Genomic DNA, 14,629 nt, shown 5'->3' with positions numbered 1-14,629 from the left:
TCAGTCGATCGGCGACATGTCCGCGTACCGGTCGCCGACCGCCGGTGCCAGCGCCGTGAGCCGGTGCAGCTGCTGCTCCGTCAGCTGCACCGACTCCGCCGCGATGTTCTCCTGTACCCGGGAAACCCGCTTCGTACCGGGGATCGGCGCGATGTCCTTGCCCTGCGCCAGCAACCAGGCCAGTGCCACCTGTGCCGGGCTCGCACCGACTTCCCCTGCCACCGCGACGACCTCGCCGACGATGTTCAGGTTCTGCTCGAAGTTGCCCGCCGCGAACCGCGGGTGTGTGCGCCGGATGTCGTTGTCCGCGAACTGGTCCCTGGACTGGATCGAGCCGGTCAGGAATCCCCGGCCCAGCGGGGAGTACGCCACGAAGCCGATACCCAGTTCGCGCATCGTCGGCAGGACCTGCGCCTCGGGGTCGCGGGTCCACAGCGAGTACTCGGTCTGCACCGCCGTGATCGGGTGCACCGCGTGCGCCCGGCGAATGGTGGCCGCCCCGGCCTCCGACAGCCCGATGTGCCCGATCTTGCCCTCTCGCACCAGTTCCGCCAGCGCGCCAACCGTGTCCTCGATCGGCGTGTTCGGGTCCACGCGGTGCTGGTAGTACAGGTCGATGTGGTCGGTGGCCAGCCGTTTCAGCGAGCCCTCCACCGCCGTGCGGATGTTCTCCGGCGAGCTGTCCAGCCGGTACTGCCCGCCCGCCGGGTGCGAGAGCATGCCGAACTTCGTCGCCAGCACGACCTCGTCCCGGCGACCGGCCAGCGCCCTGCCGACCAGTTCCTCGTTGCGGTACGGCCCGTAGATCTCGGCCGTGTCCAGGAAGGTCACGCCCAGGTCCAGTGCCGTGTGGATGGTGCGGATCGCCTCGCTGTCATCGCTGTTCGCGCCCGTGTAGAAGGCCGACATCGACATGGCGCCCAGACCGATCCGCGAGACGTCCAGGCCACCGAGTGAGATGTGCTCCATGCGGCCGACGCTAGTGCTGATCACACGGCGCAGCATGGGTGTGACACGGCCACCCTCAGCAGCGCGAACGCGCCTACCATTGGGTGCATGCCGGACCCGAACGCGCTGGGCGCCTTCCTGAAGGCGAGGCGCGCACACGTCAAGCCCGAGGAACTCGGCCTGCCGCGCGTCGGCGCCCGACGCGTGCCCGGCCTGCGCCGTGAGGAAGTCGCCTCCCTCGCCGGGTTGAGCGTGGACTACTACACGCGCCTCGAACAGGGTCGCGAGCTGCACCCCTCCGCCAGCGTTCTCAACGCACTGGCCCGGATCCTGCGCCTGGGCCAGGACGCGCAGCGCTACCTGTTCGCCATCGCCACACCCGGCCCGCGCGGGGCCACGAGCCCGCGGCAGATCAGCGCGAACCTGCTGGAGCTGGTCGAGGAGTGGACCAACCACCCCGCCGTGCTGCTCGACGACTGCCACCAGGTGCTCGCCGCCAACCAACTCGGCCGAGCCCTGTACGGCGGCCACCCGCACAGCGACAACCTGATGCGGCTGCTGTTCCTCGACCCTGACGGACGCACCTTCTTCCGCGACTGGAAGCAGATCGCCGCCTCCTCGGTCGCCGGGCTCCGCGCACTCACCGGCCAGGACCCGCACAACGCCGAACTCATGGCGCTCATCGGTGAGCTCACCGTGCACAGCCAGGAGTTCCGCCGCCTCTGGGACAAGGCCGAGGTCCGCCACAAGACCACCGGCCTGCTGCGCGTGCAGCACCCGATCGTCGGCGAACTCGACCTGCACTACGAATCCTTGCGTCCCAACGGTGCCCCTGACCTGCTGCTCAAGGTCTTCCGCGCCGAACGCGGATCCGTCATGAGCGAGAAGCTCGCCGTGCTCGGCAGCCTCACCGCGGCGGAGCCGGTTCAGCCAACTGGGTCCGACTCCGCGTCCGCTGGCGCACACTGACCTGGTTGTTGTGGGCCGATCTCCCGAATTTCAGGTGTTCGTTCCTGTCGAGTGAAATCCTCGTGTGGTTGTTGTGCGAAGTTTGCCAACCCCTGGCTTGTCCGATCAACGGATTCGGGCTCGCCCATTCGTGTGACGGGGTTGTGCGGGGCAGGGGCAATTGGGGGTTTGGCCGGTGAAGTCCCTGCTGATCGCAATGCGCGTGAGCCGGGAGCGAGGTGCTCGCCGTCCAGGTCGGCGCCGTCCTGAAACCGAGGATGACCAGGTCGTTCGGGGTGTGAGCGGGTGTGGACCGCCAAGTCCTCTGGTCGCTGTGTGATAGGTGTTGGCGCCTCTGGGCCGAGGAGTTGATCTTGAAGGCCGACATTTGAATACTTGCGGCTGTTGGGTCAGTTCGTACAGTCTCCCGGTATGAAGGAGAGGACGCCCACACCCGCAGGGTTGTGGTTTCCCATCGAGGCGCCCGATCTACCTCGAATGCCCGAGGAACGCCTGGTTGAAGGCGCGTTCCTACCACGACCTCTCCCTTCCGACCTGGCACTGGCATCTCGGACGCACCGCGAATTGGCCAGTGCCGAGCAGGCGCTGGGAAGGCTGGACGAGGCGGCTCACCGGTTGCCCGACCCCAGGATTCTGATTCGGGCCACGCAGATCCGTGAGGTGCAGAGCTCGGCACACCTGGATTCCGAACAGGCCGGACTGCTGGAAGTGCTGCTCGTGGACCTGCCCGGCGTCCACCCGAAATCCTCCATGGAGCCGGTGCTCGACGCGTACCTGAAAGCCAGCAAGTTGGGCTTCGAGGCTGTTAGCTCGGGTGCCGCGGTGGACATCGAGTTGCTCGTGGGTATCAGCAGAGCGTTCGCCGGTGAGCAGGCCGTCATGGCCGTCGATGACGTGATGCGCCACGAGCCCGGCTGGTTGGGCACCTCGGTGGCCGACGCCGTCCTGCTGACCAGTCCCGTGCAGCCGGACATGACCGCGGCGTTAGCGCAGTGGGAGACCTGGGCCGTCGGTGAGTGCACGTTGCCCCTGGTCGGCAAGCTTGCGCTCGGGCACTACCAACTGGAGGTGCTGCAACCGTTTCGCTTCGGCAACGGCAACATCGCCAGGCTCTACGTCGGACTCGAACTGTGCCGGGCCGGTGTGCTGCGTGGTCACTTCCTGCCCATCTCGGTGTGGCTGGACCGGCACCAGGACCGGTACCGCACGCACATCCGGCGCGTGGTGGACACTGGGGACTTCGAGCCCTGGCTCGTCTTCTTCGCCGAGGGCGTGCGCGAGGCGAGCCTTGGCCAGGTCCGGCTGGTGCGGTCGCTGGAAGCCACCCGGGACGACCTGTTGCGCAGGCTTGCCCGGCCCGGCAGCAGCCGCAACACCGGTGCGATCCGTGCCGTGCTCGCCGGACTGCTGGCGAATCCGGTCACCAACAACAACCAGATATCCAAGCGCCACCGCATGTCGGTCAAGGCGGCCACGGAGATCACCAAGCGATTGCTGCAGGAGGGATTCGTGGAAAACCTGGACGCCAAGACCTACGGCAAGGTCTACGTGGCGCGCGACTACCTGCGCTTGCTCACCCTGAACGACCCGCCACCACCGCAACAGGACAGTGAGGCATTCGAAGACCTCACGGAGTTCGGTGGTGAGAGCCCACTCGGCCCGCTATCCGGAGGATGACCGTCATGTTCCGCCTGTCCGGCTCGCCCCGCCTCGGTCGCCGTGGACGCCACCGCTTGACACGCACGGCCCGTCCCACGCTGTTGTATTTGCTGGTCCTCGCCGTGTTGATCAATCTGGTGGTGCTGGTCACCCACCACTTCCGTGCGCGGTAGCGCCACCGGTTACTGCGCTGTCCCATCCGCGGAGCTCGGCAGCGGCAGGCCGTCCTGGGTGCTGAGCAGTGCGCGGACCCGGTCTGCCGCCTGGTCGTCCACGTCGACGAGCAGCGCCAGCGCCGTGCTGAAACATCGCCTGGCCCGGCTGAACTGGTTCTGGCGCCAGTAGATCCTGCCGAGCGCCACCGCCACGTGAGCGTGTTCCACGGGTGCGGGCTCGGGCATGGCGCGGAAGGCCCTGTCGGCCCGCCGCAGGTACTCGACCGCGGAGTCGGACCTGCCCGCAGTGATCATCGTCAGGCCAACGGCGTGCAGAGCGTGAGCGTGTCCGCGGAGGTCGTTGCGCAGCTGGCACTCGGCGATCAGTTCGAAGTAGACGTCCAGTGCGCGGTGCAGGCGTCCCCAATCGCGGTACACCACGCCAAGCGCGTTCACGGCTGCGACTAACCGGTCGTGTTCCCCCAGCCTGCGCCAAATCGCCGTGGAACGGATCCGCTGTTCCTCTGCGCGTGCGAAGTCGCCTGCCTGGGCTGCGCACGCGCTGCTGAGGTCAAGCAGTAATCCCAACGCATGCGGATTGCGTGAGTGGATCGCGGCGTTCTCGCCCGCGCGTGCGAGCCTGTCGCGCCATTCCGCGTCGTTCAGCAGAGCGGGGGTCACCGGTACCAGCGACCACAGCCAGGACGCGAGGCGGATGGCGTCCTCGCCGTCACCGTCTTGGACGGCGACCGCCAGTGCGGCCAGCAGAACCGCACGGTGGGTCACTAACCACGTGATGGCGTCCGCCCTGGTGTCGATTGACTGATGTCCCGTCCGTCGCTGTGTCGATCTGGGCCGGCGCTGTCCCTGCTCCTGCAGGAGAGCAGTCGCGTGCTCAACACCAGCCGACAAGTGGGTGACCAACTGACGACGACTCTGGGTGTCCACTCGTTCTGGGGGGGCAAGACCGGATTGTGATGCCAATTCCGGTGCCGGGCGCACCCAGTCGTGCTCTGTCCTGATGAGCAAACCAGCCGCGAGCAGACCGTCGATCGCGGTCCTCGCGTCGGCAACGGGGAGATCGGCCATCACTGCCAGCAGTTCGACCGACAGGGCCTCCGCGTCCGCCGCGGCGAAGCAGTCGACGACCCTGGCTCCGGCTGGGCCAAGCGCAGGAAGGTCGCGGTCCCGTCCAGCGTGTTCGTCGCTCACCAGCTACAGCTCCTCGGCCTGGCCTGCCTCGTGACACTGCGGCGTACTGACGTCGGCCCAGGATGCCTCCCGAGTTCTGCCCTCGTGTGGCTCGCAGTCCCATCATGCGCGACCGATCCGGATCCCGGAACATCGGAGCTCGCGCAACCGCCCGAACAGCCCCGTCGAATCGGAACTACCGGCTCCAGCCAATCGAGTGACGGCCTCGCTCGAACGGGTGGTGGGCAATTCCCTCGTCGCACTAGTTGATCATGGCAGTTGTTCGGGGGACAGACTAGCCCTGCCGGTCTACCGTCCTCGCTTCGCCACGAGCAAGTGGTCAGACTTCTGACGGAAAGTGGGGGCGTTGTTACGCATTGTGTTTTGCGCTGATGTTGAGATGCTTGCCGCTGCCCGTGACCGCCTGTCCGAAGTGGAGGGACCGCTCGGCGACCTTGGGGCCGCTTGGCTGTCCTCCAGGCTCAAAGTTGTTCTGCCGCAACAACTTCGATGCCCCGTCCAGCCTGCCGCGAACAAGTCCTGTGTGGACCTCGACGTGGCCGCCGAGCCCGAGGCGACCGCGCGGGAATACGTGCCCCGCCAATCTGTCAGGTGGAGCGCTCGCCTTCCAGTCAGGCGGAAAATCCCGCCCAATGTGCCGATGTCCGCCTTCAGCGAATGAATTGCCGAACTCCCCCCGACTTTGTTGCCCCTTGACCTGGCGCGAGGCTCCGTCGCAAGCGTGATCGAACCTCTGGTTGGCAGGGGGCCGTGAAGCCTGCTTGACCTGATGCGAGGCTCCTTGCGAACTATGACGGAGGCCCTGCTCACCTGCAGCGAGCAGGGCCTCCGTCATACGAGTGCCCCCGGTGCGACCCGTATTCCATCCACGCGTAGCCATTCCTGCCGTGGACTGCTGGATTCCGCCACGGTTGACGTCGTTCGGCACCGTCGCTCGGGCGGTGGTACGCGGTGAATGCCGAGAAGATCATTATCGGGTTGACGCCATCACGGGCCGACGGCCTGGCCTGTGTTGTGTGCGGAGCCGACTACCTCCACGTCCCCCGTGTGTTGTCGGTCGGCCGGTCAGCCATCGGCTCGCAGGTGTTCGCCTGTCAGGCACGGCCGCGAGTTCGTCCTCGGCAGCTTACTGTCACCGGTTTCGGGCTTGGTGCCGCTACAACCTGGTCTGGCGTCAAACTGCTGACTCAGGACGCTAAAGGTTGTCCCGTATTGATCAAGAGTGTTGGCGGGCATGGGTGACAGCGGCCTTGTCTGCTGTCGGGGGCCGCTCAGGCCGTCATGGACAGATTGCGCATCTGCGCGATGCCTCGGGTGGCGTGCCAGACACCGTCGCGTTTGCGGCGGCAGTTGCGCAGGATGTTCCAGGACTTCATGTGTGCCAGGGCGTGCTCTACCCGTGCGCGGACGCTCTTGTGGACGGTGTTGAGGTCTTCTTTCCATTGCGGCAGCGGTGGTTGTCCCTTGCGGGGCCTGCGGTAGGGCATGATCACCCCTGGGTTGCCCTGGTAGCCGCCGTCCGCCAGCACGTTCGCGCCCCGGCACTGCTCATCGACGCCGGAGTCGGTGTAGGCGCGGCAGTCGTTGCGGTTGCCCGGCGTGGGTTCGCCGACCGCGACCACCAGGCGGGTATTGGCGTCGATGACGACCTGCATGGTCACCGAATAGCGGTAGTTCTTCGACGAGGCGGACATGCCGCGGTCGTGGGTGGGCACCAGCGTGCCGTCCACGATCAGCACGGTGTCCGGGCCGTGCTCGCGGGTCACCGGCGCGAGCGCCAGCAGCGGCGCCAGGTGATCCACCACGCGGTTCGCGGCCGACTTCGAGATCCCGAACAACAGCGCGACCTGCCGAAACGTTAGATTCGTCCGGTAGTACACCGCCACCAGCAACACCCGATCCGCCAGCGACAAGCCCCACCGCCGGCCGGTGCCGGTCTGCTCACCACCCCGACGGGCCACGATCCGCACGAGCTTGCGAAACACCCGCACCGACACGCCCGTGAACACCGGCACCCACTCCGGCCGGTCCGCACTGATCACCTGCTCCACATCACGATCATCGATCTTGCCGAGACAGCGTTACGGGACAACCTTTAGGACGCCATCTCCTCCAGGAATGCCTGGGTTTCGGGATCCGTCGAGCACACCGCCGTGCCGCGCATGCCCCGGGTGAGCAGCACCTTGTAGGTGTTCTTGACCAGCGCCGCAAAGTGCAGGTCGCCCGCCCTGCGCAGGTCGGGGTCCTTCGACAGCTCCCGGATCGCGACCCAGCGGCCGTCCCGGCGGACGAGGTCCGGACCGAAGATCACGCCGGACCAGTCGTACTCGAAGCCCTGCGCGGTGTAGATGCAGCCGACCTGGCCGAAACCGCGCTCGTCGGTCGCCCAGTAGTCGGACTCCGGCACGTCAGGCACCTTCGGCTTGGCATCGGCCTTCGCGTTCCACGGCCGCCGCCAGTCGCCAATGACCACGTCCTCCACCAGCCGTGGGGCCTCGCCCTCAGGCTGGACGGGGTTGCTCCACTTCCAGCAGTACCCGGCCGCGAGACGGCCAGTACCGTCCTCGGCCTGCTGCGCCAGCACCCACTTCTCCAGCTGGGCCGGCGACGGCGCCGAGGTCACGGTGATGCCCTCGTCCAACGGCCCCGCGATCTTGCTCCACGGGATCGGCGGGCCCACCTCCCCGCCCAGGCCGAGCAGCCGGGCGACCCAGGTGTCGTACGAGACGGAGCCGCCGCACCGCAACTGGTCGTGCAGGCGGACAACCTCCACCTTGCATCCCGCCGCCTCCGCGGCGGCAGCGATGTCGGCCTCCGTTCCCATCTCGCCAGGCCGGACGACCTGGTTCTCGTCGAGTAGGAACACCGGTACGGCGGCCACGGCGAGGAGTTCGTCGATCTGCCGGCGTGCCTGGTCCCGGGCCTGCTTGGGCGTGAAGCGGCTGACGCTGTTCTCCCGGATGCGATGCGCCTCGTCGCAGACCAGGACCTGAAGGGAGGACGGGTCGGCGGTCATGAAGGAGTTGAAGTACTTGAACGTTCCCTGCAGACGCGTGCTGCCCTTGCCACCGTACTTGCGCATCGTCTTGGTGAACGCCTTGGACCCGGTCGCATGGGCGACCTCGACTCCGCGCCGGGCGAGCTCGGCGACCAGGCTCAGCGCGATCACACTCTTGCCCGAACCAGGGCCACCCATCACGATCACTGCGGTGCGCGTCATCGCTGCCTTCGACCTGACCACGGCGTCGAGAACGATCTCGTAGGCAACCTTCTGATCGTCCAGCAGCACGAACTGCTTGCGGTCCTGGAGTTCGGCCGCCACGTGCTTCAGGAAGGCCTTCGTCGGTCGGTGCTCGAACGTCAGGAAGTCGTCGCCTGCGGTCCGGTTCACGTCTCGCCTGCAACCGACGCCGAGGACGGAGCGCAGGTGGTCGACCAGCTTCGCCCGCTCGTCCAATGTGAACAGCCGACCGTAGTCGTCGATGCGGTCGCTGGCGACGTCGGCCCGCCGGGCGTTGTGGAGGTAGGCGATGCCGTGCACGGTCCGCGGCCGATCCGCCAGCGCGGGCGTGTGGTCGAGGAAGTACTGGCAGTAGCAGCGGACCTGCTCCGCCGGGTGCAGCTTCCTGCCGAGGCCCGGCACGGTGACCACGGACTCCAACAGTGCCTCGGCGCGCGACCACTGTTTCAGCTCCACGAACACATAGCTGGTCTCGTCGGTTCGCGGGTGAATTCCGCAGAGGACGACGTCGATCCGCATCTTGCTGTGCGGAAGTTGATGCTCCAACAGCACTTCCACGTCGCCGAGACCGGCGTCGACCAGGTCCCGGAACAGGACGGGCAGGCTGTTTTGCCAGGAACGCACCTCGGCGGCGCTTGCGCGCGTGCCTGCATACCTGGCCTGTTCCCGCAAGTGCTCGATGAGTTGTCCTGCGTCGGATCTTGCGAGTAGGTCCGACACGCTGCCACGAACGAGAGCCACTTGATCCCCCAAGTCGGTGTAGTCGACAAGACTAGTGCCTGGGTTCGGTCGATCACGCGGAGACACGCTATCGGGTTCATTTTCGGACGGAAAATTCTGTCAAGGAGTAGGCTTTGTTGACATGGATGAGCGTGAGCAGGTGGTGTCGCTTCTCGGTCGTGCCGGCGTGCTCGCGGCGATCCGGTGGGCATACAGGTCGGCGTACGGCGAGGTCTGGCGTGACTTCAACCCGCAGGGTGGCCATGACCAGGGCTGGGTCGGCATCACCGCGCACAAGCTGCTGATCGACCGGCTGGACAGGGTTTTCCAGGCCGAACGGTTCGCGGTTCAACCGGGGGAGAGCCACGTCGGCCGCGACGTGCTCGCCGACGGAATCGCGGACAGCGACTTCCAGAGCATGCCTGTGATCGAGCCGAGCACGGTCGTGCACGCCGACCTGAACAACTCGCCGGGCTGGATGCTCGGCGACTGGCGCTGGCTGATGGCGTCCTTTGAGTACGGCCGGATCGATCACATCCGATGGCCCCAGCGGAGCGAGACCAAGGGGATGGTCGCCCGCCAGCCGTCCGCCGGTGGCGACGACGGCCTCTTCTCCCTCGCGGACCTGCCGGACCTGCCACCGTTGGAGAGTCTTGAGGACGCCGAGCGGCTGTTGCGCCGCACACTCGTCCTGGCACACGCCATGGATCTGGAGACCGGCGAGACGCAACTGTTCCTCGGCCGTAGCCGGTGGAACTTCGACAAGGCCGACCCGTGGGTGTGGCGGCACGACCTGTCCGTGCCGCCGCCGTCAACCAGCGTGCTGCCGGTCGACCCGGTCCCGGACGACACGGATGTCCCGGGCGCACAGCGGCATCTACCTCGTGCTATTGGTGAGGCATGAGTGATCGGCTCGATGATGTCGCCGTGTTCTTCGACGGTGACCGTCTGACACTTGCCCGTCAGCTCGCCGGGTTGCGCAAGAACGCCCTCGCCGGGTTGATCGGCAAAACACCGACCGCAGTCGCCGCGTACGAGAGCGGGTTGAAGAAGCCCGCCCCCGCGACGATCGCGGCGCTGTCACTCGCCCTCGAGGTCGAGCCGGCTTTCTTCACGGCACGGCCGCGCACGATGGTCGTGGCCACCACCCCGCACTTCCGTTCGCTCCGCTCGACCAGTCAGATCTCCCGCGACCAGGCGGCTGCCTACGGCAGGCTTGCCGTTGACATCTCCACCGTAATCGAGCGACATGTCGAGTTCCCGGTCCGGGACCTGCCGAGCTGCCCGGTTCCGGTCGACGCCGTCGGCCGGCTGCCCGAGGAGGCCGCCGCACTGGTCCGCCGGCGCTGGGACCTGCCGAAGGGGCCTGTCGGCCATCTTGTCCGACTGGTCGAGAATCGTGGCTGCCTCGTCGTGTTCAGCCCGATGGGCAACGCCACCGTCGACGCGTACTCGTTCGACACGCCGCAGCGGCCGGTGATGCTGCTCAATCCGATGAAGGACGACTACTACCGGCAGCGGTTCGACGTCGCTCACGAGCTGGGGCACCTGGTCATGCACGTCGACGCCGAGCCCGGCGGGCGGACCGTTGAGGACCATGCCAATCGGTTCGCCGCCGAATTTCTCATGCCGACGGAGGACATCGTTGACCAGTTGCCGAATCGGGCCGACTGGCGTCGGCTCGGCGAGCTCAAGCAGCACTGGAACGTGAGCCTTCAGGCGTTGCTGTACCGGGCCAGAACACTGCGGGTGATGAGTGACGCCACCTACCGCAACGCCATGACCACCGTCACCAGCCGTGGTTGGCGCAGGCGGGAACCCGGTCCCCGGCCGCTGCTCGAGCAGCCTTCGCTGCTACCCAAGGCCGTCGAGCTGCTCACCGATCAGGCCGACGTAGACGAGCGGGCGCTCGCCGCCGAGTGCCAGGCCCCGCTGGGGCTGTTCCGCACGGTCGTGTCCCGCCTGCCTGAGGTGACTGCGCTCCGGCAGCCTGCGGGTAGTCCGGTCATGTCGCTGCTGAGGAGCTCGGACTGAGCGCCTTGCCCTGGCCGGCTTGGGTTGTCCGACTCCGGGTGGCGACTCGTGCCGCCACGCTGAGGGTGGCCTGTCGACCTCGAATCTGGCGCGAACAGCGACCTGCGTGTACCCGTTCGTCAACTGGTTATCAGTCCTGAACGAGGTGCCAACGTCGGCTGGTAGGCCGAGCGACCCGGGTGCTGGAACAAGATCGAGAGTCTTGTCTGGGCACCGCCCAGCAGGCTGGCGTTGACACAGCCGCCGCGGCCACAAGCAGCGAATCGGCTGACAGCGCGATCCACAGTGACGTCGCGACCGTGTCCGGTATCCCGGATACGGAATGGTTGGTGGCCACCAGACGGGCGAAGGAGAAACAGAACCTATAGCCCCACCAACGCCAGATCGCCCACTCCATCGGACGCCACCTCAGCAGGGAGTGGATCGCAATTGGCAAGCGGGCAGCACAGGGGTTGAATGCGAACTGTACACCGAAAAGATCGCGGCGGCGGCTTGCATTGCACAATTGGATGAGTCGAACCGGCGCATCCGAGCACGACAGGCATTTTACCGCGTTCCTCGCGCTGAATATGACCGACGCACTAGAGAGGTTGCTGTGGTGGCTGTTCGAGACCGTCCGTGGGCTGGCTTCCGACTGACTGGATACTCGAGATCGCCGATGGGTGGAACCATGTCTGAAACAGAAGAAAGGCTTGCTCGGAATGTGCGTCCCTGGCGCGACGCTTGCTACATTCATGCAGGGGAACGTCTGGAGTTAGTTGATGATTCGCGCCTATGGAAAAATTAAGCTAAATCGTCGAGGTAAGAGCCTGTCTCATGTGGTGTTCTTGGTCAGCATTTTGTGGAAGGTCAAGGCTACGGCCAGGGTGAGGAAAGCGCAGCAGTGGTTGGCTTTGTGCTCGTAGCGGATGGTCAGGCGGCGGTAGCCGACCAGCCAGGCGATCGACCACTCGATGGCCCACCGGTAGCTGTTGAGTTTCTCGCTGGACTCGATGAACTTGCGGGCGATGCGCGGGAGGATGCGCCGGACACGAAGCCAGGCGCGCCGGTCGGCGAGGTCATATGCCGTGTCAGCGTGCGGCTTGGCAGGCCGAGCGCGGCGCGGTCCCCGGCGCGAGCGGATCGGAGGATAGCCTTGACCAACGGTGTGAGGACTTCATGATCGTTGGTGTTGGCCGTGGAGACCCCCGCGGCCAGCGGCAGGCCACCGCAGTCGGACAGGGCGTGGATCTTCGAGCCCGGTGTGCCCCGGTCGACCGGGCTGGGCCCGGTCATCGCGCCTTTTTTCGCCCGCACCGAGGCCGCGTCCAGCACTGCCCGTGACCAGTCGACCAGGCCTTGGCTGCCCAGTTCGTCAGGCTCGCGCGGTGCGGGCGTCGCCTCAGTCTGGCCGTGGTCCAGTCGGTGAACCGGCGGTGCGCGGTCGGGACGGTGCCCCCGAACGGGGGCGGCAGATCCCGCCAGGCACAGCCGCTGGTCAGCACGAACACGATCGCGGTGAACACCACGCAGTCATCCACCGGTGCCGTACCGCCACCCTGCGGGTGGGTGGTGAATGAGCGGATCCATGGCTGGGCCAGCGTCCACAACTCGTCGGGCACCAGCCGCTGCGGGAGTTTGTCCACCACGACCCATCATCATCACAGCAACCCACCAACACGCATTTCGAAAGGCACCCGAAGGCGGTCTATCTTCGTGAGGACGCTCTGCTCGATGCAACCTCCTGGTTCTTCGCGGATCGCGTGTTCAGGCCCCAGTGCCGCGAGCTACTGGCCGCTGATCTCGCCGGACTGGACGACCGGGCAGCATGGGGTGGGCGACCGAGAGAGAACGGCTGCAACGGGTGCCGGCGGATATTGACCGGCGGCAGAACTCGATCCTTCGGCAAGCGCAGGACGGCGATCCGGACGCCCATTCACCAAGACGCTGCGACGCAAGTTCAACGAACTCGAAGCCGAGAAGAATGCTGCTCTCGCACTACTCGACCAGTTCGATGAAGCCGAGCCGGTCTGACCTGTCGCCCAGGACATCGCACTGCTCGACGCGCTACCCATGCTGGTATTCAACCGGGTCAAGGCCCCCGGGGCAACTGCTCCGGAAGCTGTTCGAGACCACCCAACTCGCCATCCCCATGCGGCCGGACAGCGACCTGGTGACCATCACCATCAAGCTCCCCGCCGGCCGCATCGACGAGATTGTTGATGTAGGCCCGACCACACAAGCGCCCGTAACCAAGGTGGTTACGGGCGCTTGTGTAGATGCTGAAGTGCCCCCGGCAAGGCACACAACAGATGGGAACAGCTTCGATCAGCGGTTCGGTGAGGGGACGGCTGATAGTTGAACACCGTCGGTCACTTGATCGGAGTTGTCAACGGTTCGCTGATCTTGACACCGGGCGGACTCTTAGGTTCTAGTGCTTGTCGCAACACTCCTGATCATGAAGGGCGTGTTGATGGCGAGACGAGGTCGAAAGCGACGGCCGGAGCTCGAGTCGGAGTACTGGCAGTTGATCATGTCCGGCGTGGGCACCGTCGAGGCACGCAAGATCGTAGGCATCGGCCGCAAGACCGGCTACCAGTGGCGAGCGGAGAACGGCGGGTTACCGCCAGCACGAGTAGCCGAGGACGCCCGATCCGGCCGGTACCTATCCCTGCTGGAACGACAGCGAATCGCCACCCTACGACGCGACAGCTTGGGCCCTCGGGCGATCGCCCGTCTCCTTGGCCGGTCGCCATCCACGGTCAGCCGCGAACTCAACCGCAACATGCTCTCCCGCGACCGCTGCTACGACGGCGACCTGGCCCACGCGCGAGCACGGCAACGCGCGCGCCGGCCACGCCGCAGTCGACTGATCACCGACACGGACCTACGCGAACTCGTGCAGGCCAAGCTGGAGCTGGAGTGGAGCCCAGAACAGATCGCCGCATGGCTGCGCACCGAGTTCCACGACCACCTCAGCTGGCATCTCTGCCACGAAACGATCTATTAAGCGCTCTACCACGGCGGCCGCGGCGGGTTGAGCCGCCAGCTGACACGACGGCTGCGCACCAGGCGTCCCCTACGCAAACGGCGCCGTCGCCCCGACCAGCGGCGTAGCCGGTTCATCGCGTCGACCCAACTCATCGACCACCGCCCGCCGTCGTCCTGGACCGTTCCCGGATCGGGGACCGGGAAGGCGACTTCATCCTCGGCAGTGGAAGCCAGTCCGCCATCGCCACCCTCGTGGACCGGGCCAGCCGCTACCTGATGCTCGTTCATCTCCCGATCAACCGCACTGCGGAGTCCCTCCGCGATGCGTTGGTCGGAGTGCTGGGCGACCTGCCGGCGGCACCTGCCGGCGGCCGCACGGTTGACGCTGACTTGGGACCAGGGATCGGAGATGGCCTACCACGACGAGATCGCCCCGCTGCTGCGTGACAGCGTGTACTTCGCCCACCCGGCAAGCCCGTGGCAGCGCGGCACGAATGAGAACACGAATGGCTTGCTGCGTCAGTACTTCGACCTGTCGGTTCACACAGAAGCGGACCTGCGCGCGGTCGCGGGCCGGCTCAACCGCAGGCCCGGAAGACGTTGGGGTGGCGGACGCCGGCGGAGGTGTTTCACGCTGCTCTGGCATGATGGACGAGGCCGCGTTACGACGACCGCTGGAATCCGCCTTGTCATGAGCTGCCGACGCCACAGAGGACCCAGT

The 14,629-nt window shown here is 66.3% G+C and carries 9 protein-coding genes and 2 pseudogenes; 6 read left to right on the top strand and 5 right to left on the bottom strand.

All coding sequences use genetic code 11. The annotated features are described in order from the left end of the window. Positions 1 to 969: an aldo/keto reductase gene (locus KALB_RS37625; protein ID WP_025360842.1), complete on the bottom strand. Its 969-nt coding sequence runs from the start codon at positions 967 to 969 to the stop codon at positions 1 to 3. A gap of 87 nt (positions 970 to 1,056) precedes the next feature. Here KALB_RS37625 and KALB_RS37620 point away from each other — a divergent pair, with 87 nt between their 5' ends. From KALB_RS37620 to KALB_RS47970, 3 genes are all read left to right on the top strand, one after another. Continuing rightward, positions 1,057 to 1,917: a helix-turn-helix transcriptional regulator gene (locus KALB_RS37620; protein WP_025360841.1), complete on the top strand. Its 861-nt coding sequence runs from the start codon at positions 1,057 to 1,059 to the stop codon at positions 1,915 to 1,917. 564 nt (positions 1,918 to 2,481) lie between these two features. Beyond that, a complete protein-coding gene (locus tag KALB_RS37615; RefSeq protein ID WP_158510882.1) occupies positions 2,482 to 3,594 on the top strand; it encodes a Fic family protein in 1,113 nt (370 codons plus the stop codon). Then, entirely contained in the window at positions 3,591 to 3,749 is a 159-nt protein-coding gene (locus KALB_RS47970) for a hypothetical protein (protein ID WP_158510881.1), read from the top strand. Before KALB_RS37615 ends, KALB_RS47970 begins: the two co-directional genes overlap by 4 nt. Positions 3,750 to 3,758: 9 nt before the next feature. On the opposite strand, the gene KALB_RS47245 is transcribed toward KALB_RS47970, so the two are convergent. From KALB_RS47245 to KALB_RS37600, 3 genes are all read right to left on the bottom strand, one after another. Continuing rightward, a complete protein-coding gene (locus KALB_RS47245; protein ID WP_148309808.1) occupies positions 3,759 to 4,943 on the bottom strand; it encodes a tetratricopeptide repeat protein in 1,185 nt (394 codons plus the stop codon). A 1,271-nt stretch (positions 4,944 to 6,214) separates the two neighbouring features. Continuing rightward, positions 6,215 to 6,994, bottom strand: a complete 780-nt coding sequence (locus tag KALB_RS37605) for a transposase (protein ID WP_081789710.1) — start codon at positions 6,992 to 6,994, stop codon at positions 6,215 to 6,217. A 44-nt stretch (positions 6,995 to 7,038) separates the two neighbouring features. Beyond that, positions 7,039 to 8,808 carry a DNA/RNA helicase domain-containing protein gene (locus KALB_RS37600; RefSeq protein WP_338033828.1) on the bottom strand — a complete coding sequence of 590 codons (1,770 nt, stop codon included), beginning with the start codon at positions 8,806 to 8,808 and terminating at the stop codon, positions 7,039 to 7,041. Positions 8,809 to 9,046: 238 nt separating this feature from the next. On the opposite strand from KALB_RS37600, the gene KALB_RS37595 reads away from it, so the two are divergent. Then, positions 9,047 to 9,808 carry a hypothetical protein gene (locus tag KALB_RS37595; protein WP_025360836.1) on the top strand — a complete coding sequence of 254 codons (762 nt, stop codon included), beginning with the start codon at positions 9,047 to 9,049 and terminating at the stop codon, positions 9,806 to 9,808. Further along, positions 9,805 to 10,938 (top strand): XRE family transcriptional regulator, encoded by a 1,134-nt coding sequence (locus tag KALB_RS37590; RefSeq protein ID WP_025360835.1) that lies wholly within the window; start codon positions 9,805 to 9,807, stop codon positions 10,936 to 10,938. The genes KALB_RS37595 and KALB_RS37590 overlap by 4 nt, the downstream gene beginning before the upstream one ends. A gap of 814 nt (positions 10,939 to 11,752) precedes the next feature. Here the strand turns inward: KALB_RS37590 and KALB_RS46045 are convergent. Next, positions 11,753 to 12,566 (bottom strand): annotated as a pseudogene (locus tag KALB_RS46045) (IS5 family transposase). 824 nt (positions 12,567 to 13,390) lie between these two features. Here KALB_RS46045 and KALB_RS50355 point away from each other — a divergent pair. Then, positions 13,391 to 14,556, top strand: a pseudogene (locus KALB_RS50355) (IS30 family transposase). Positions 14,557 to 14,629 lie beyond the last annotated feature (73 nt).

The sequence above is a fragment of the Kutzneria viridogrisea DSM 43870 genome (genome assembly GCF_000525635.1).
Lineage (GTDB): Bacteria > Actinomycetota > Actinomycetes > Mycobacteriales > Pseudonocardiaceae > Kutzneria > Kutzneria viridogrisea.
Note: the sequence above shows the minus strand (reverse complement) of the source record. Positions and strands in the feature narration are given on the sequence as shown.

What these genes read in the sequence shown, in the direction of transcription:
- KALB_RS37625 (WP_025360842.1), bottom strand. Translation starts at nt 969, where the DNA reads ATGGAGCACATCTCACTCGGTGGCCTGGACGTCTCGCGGATCGGTCTG.
- KALB_RS37620 (WP_025360841.1), top strand. Translation starts at nt 1,057, where the DNA reads ATGCCGGACCCGAACGCGCTGGGCGCCTTCCTGAAGGCGAGGCGCGCA.
- KALB_RS47970 (WP_158510881.1), top strand. Translation starts at nt 3,591, where the DNA reads ATGACCGTCATGTTCCGCCTGTCCGGCTCGCCCCGCCTCGGTCGCCGT.
- KALB_RS37595 (WP_025360836.1), top strand. Translation starts at nt 9,047, where the DNA reads ATGGATGAGCGTGAGCAGGTGGTGTCGCTTCTCGGTCGTGCCGGCGTG.
- KALB_RS37590 (WP_025360835.1), top strand. Translation starts at nt 9,805, where the DNA reads ATGAGTGATCGGCTCGATGATGTCGCCGTGTTCTTCGACGGTGACCGT.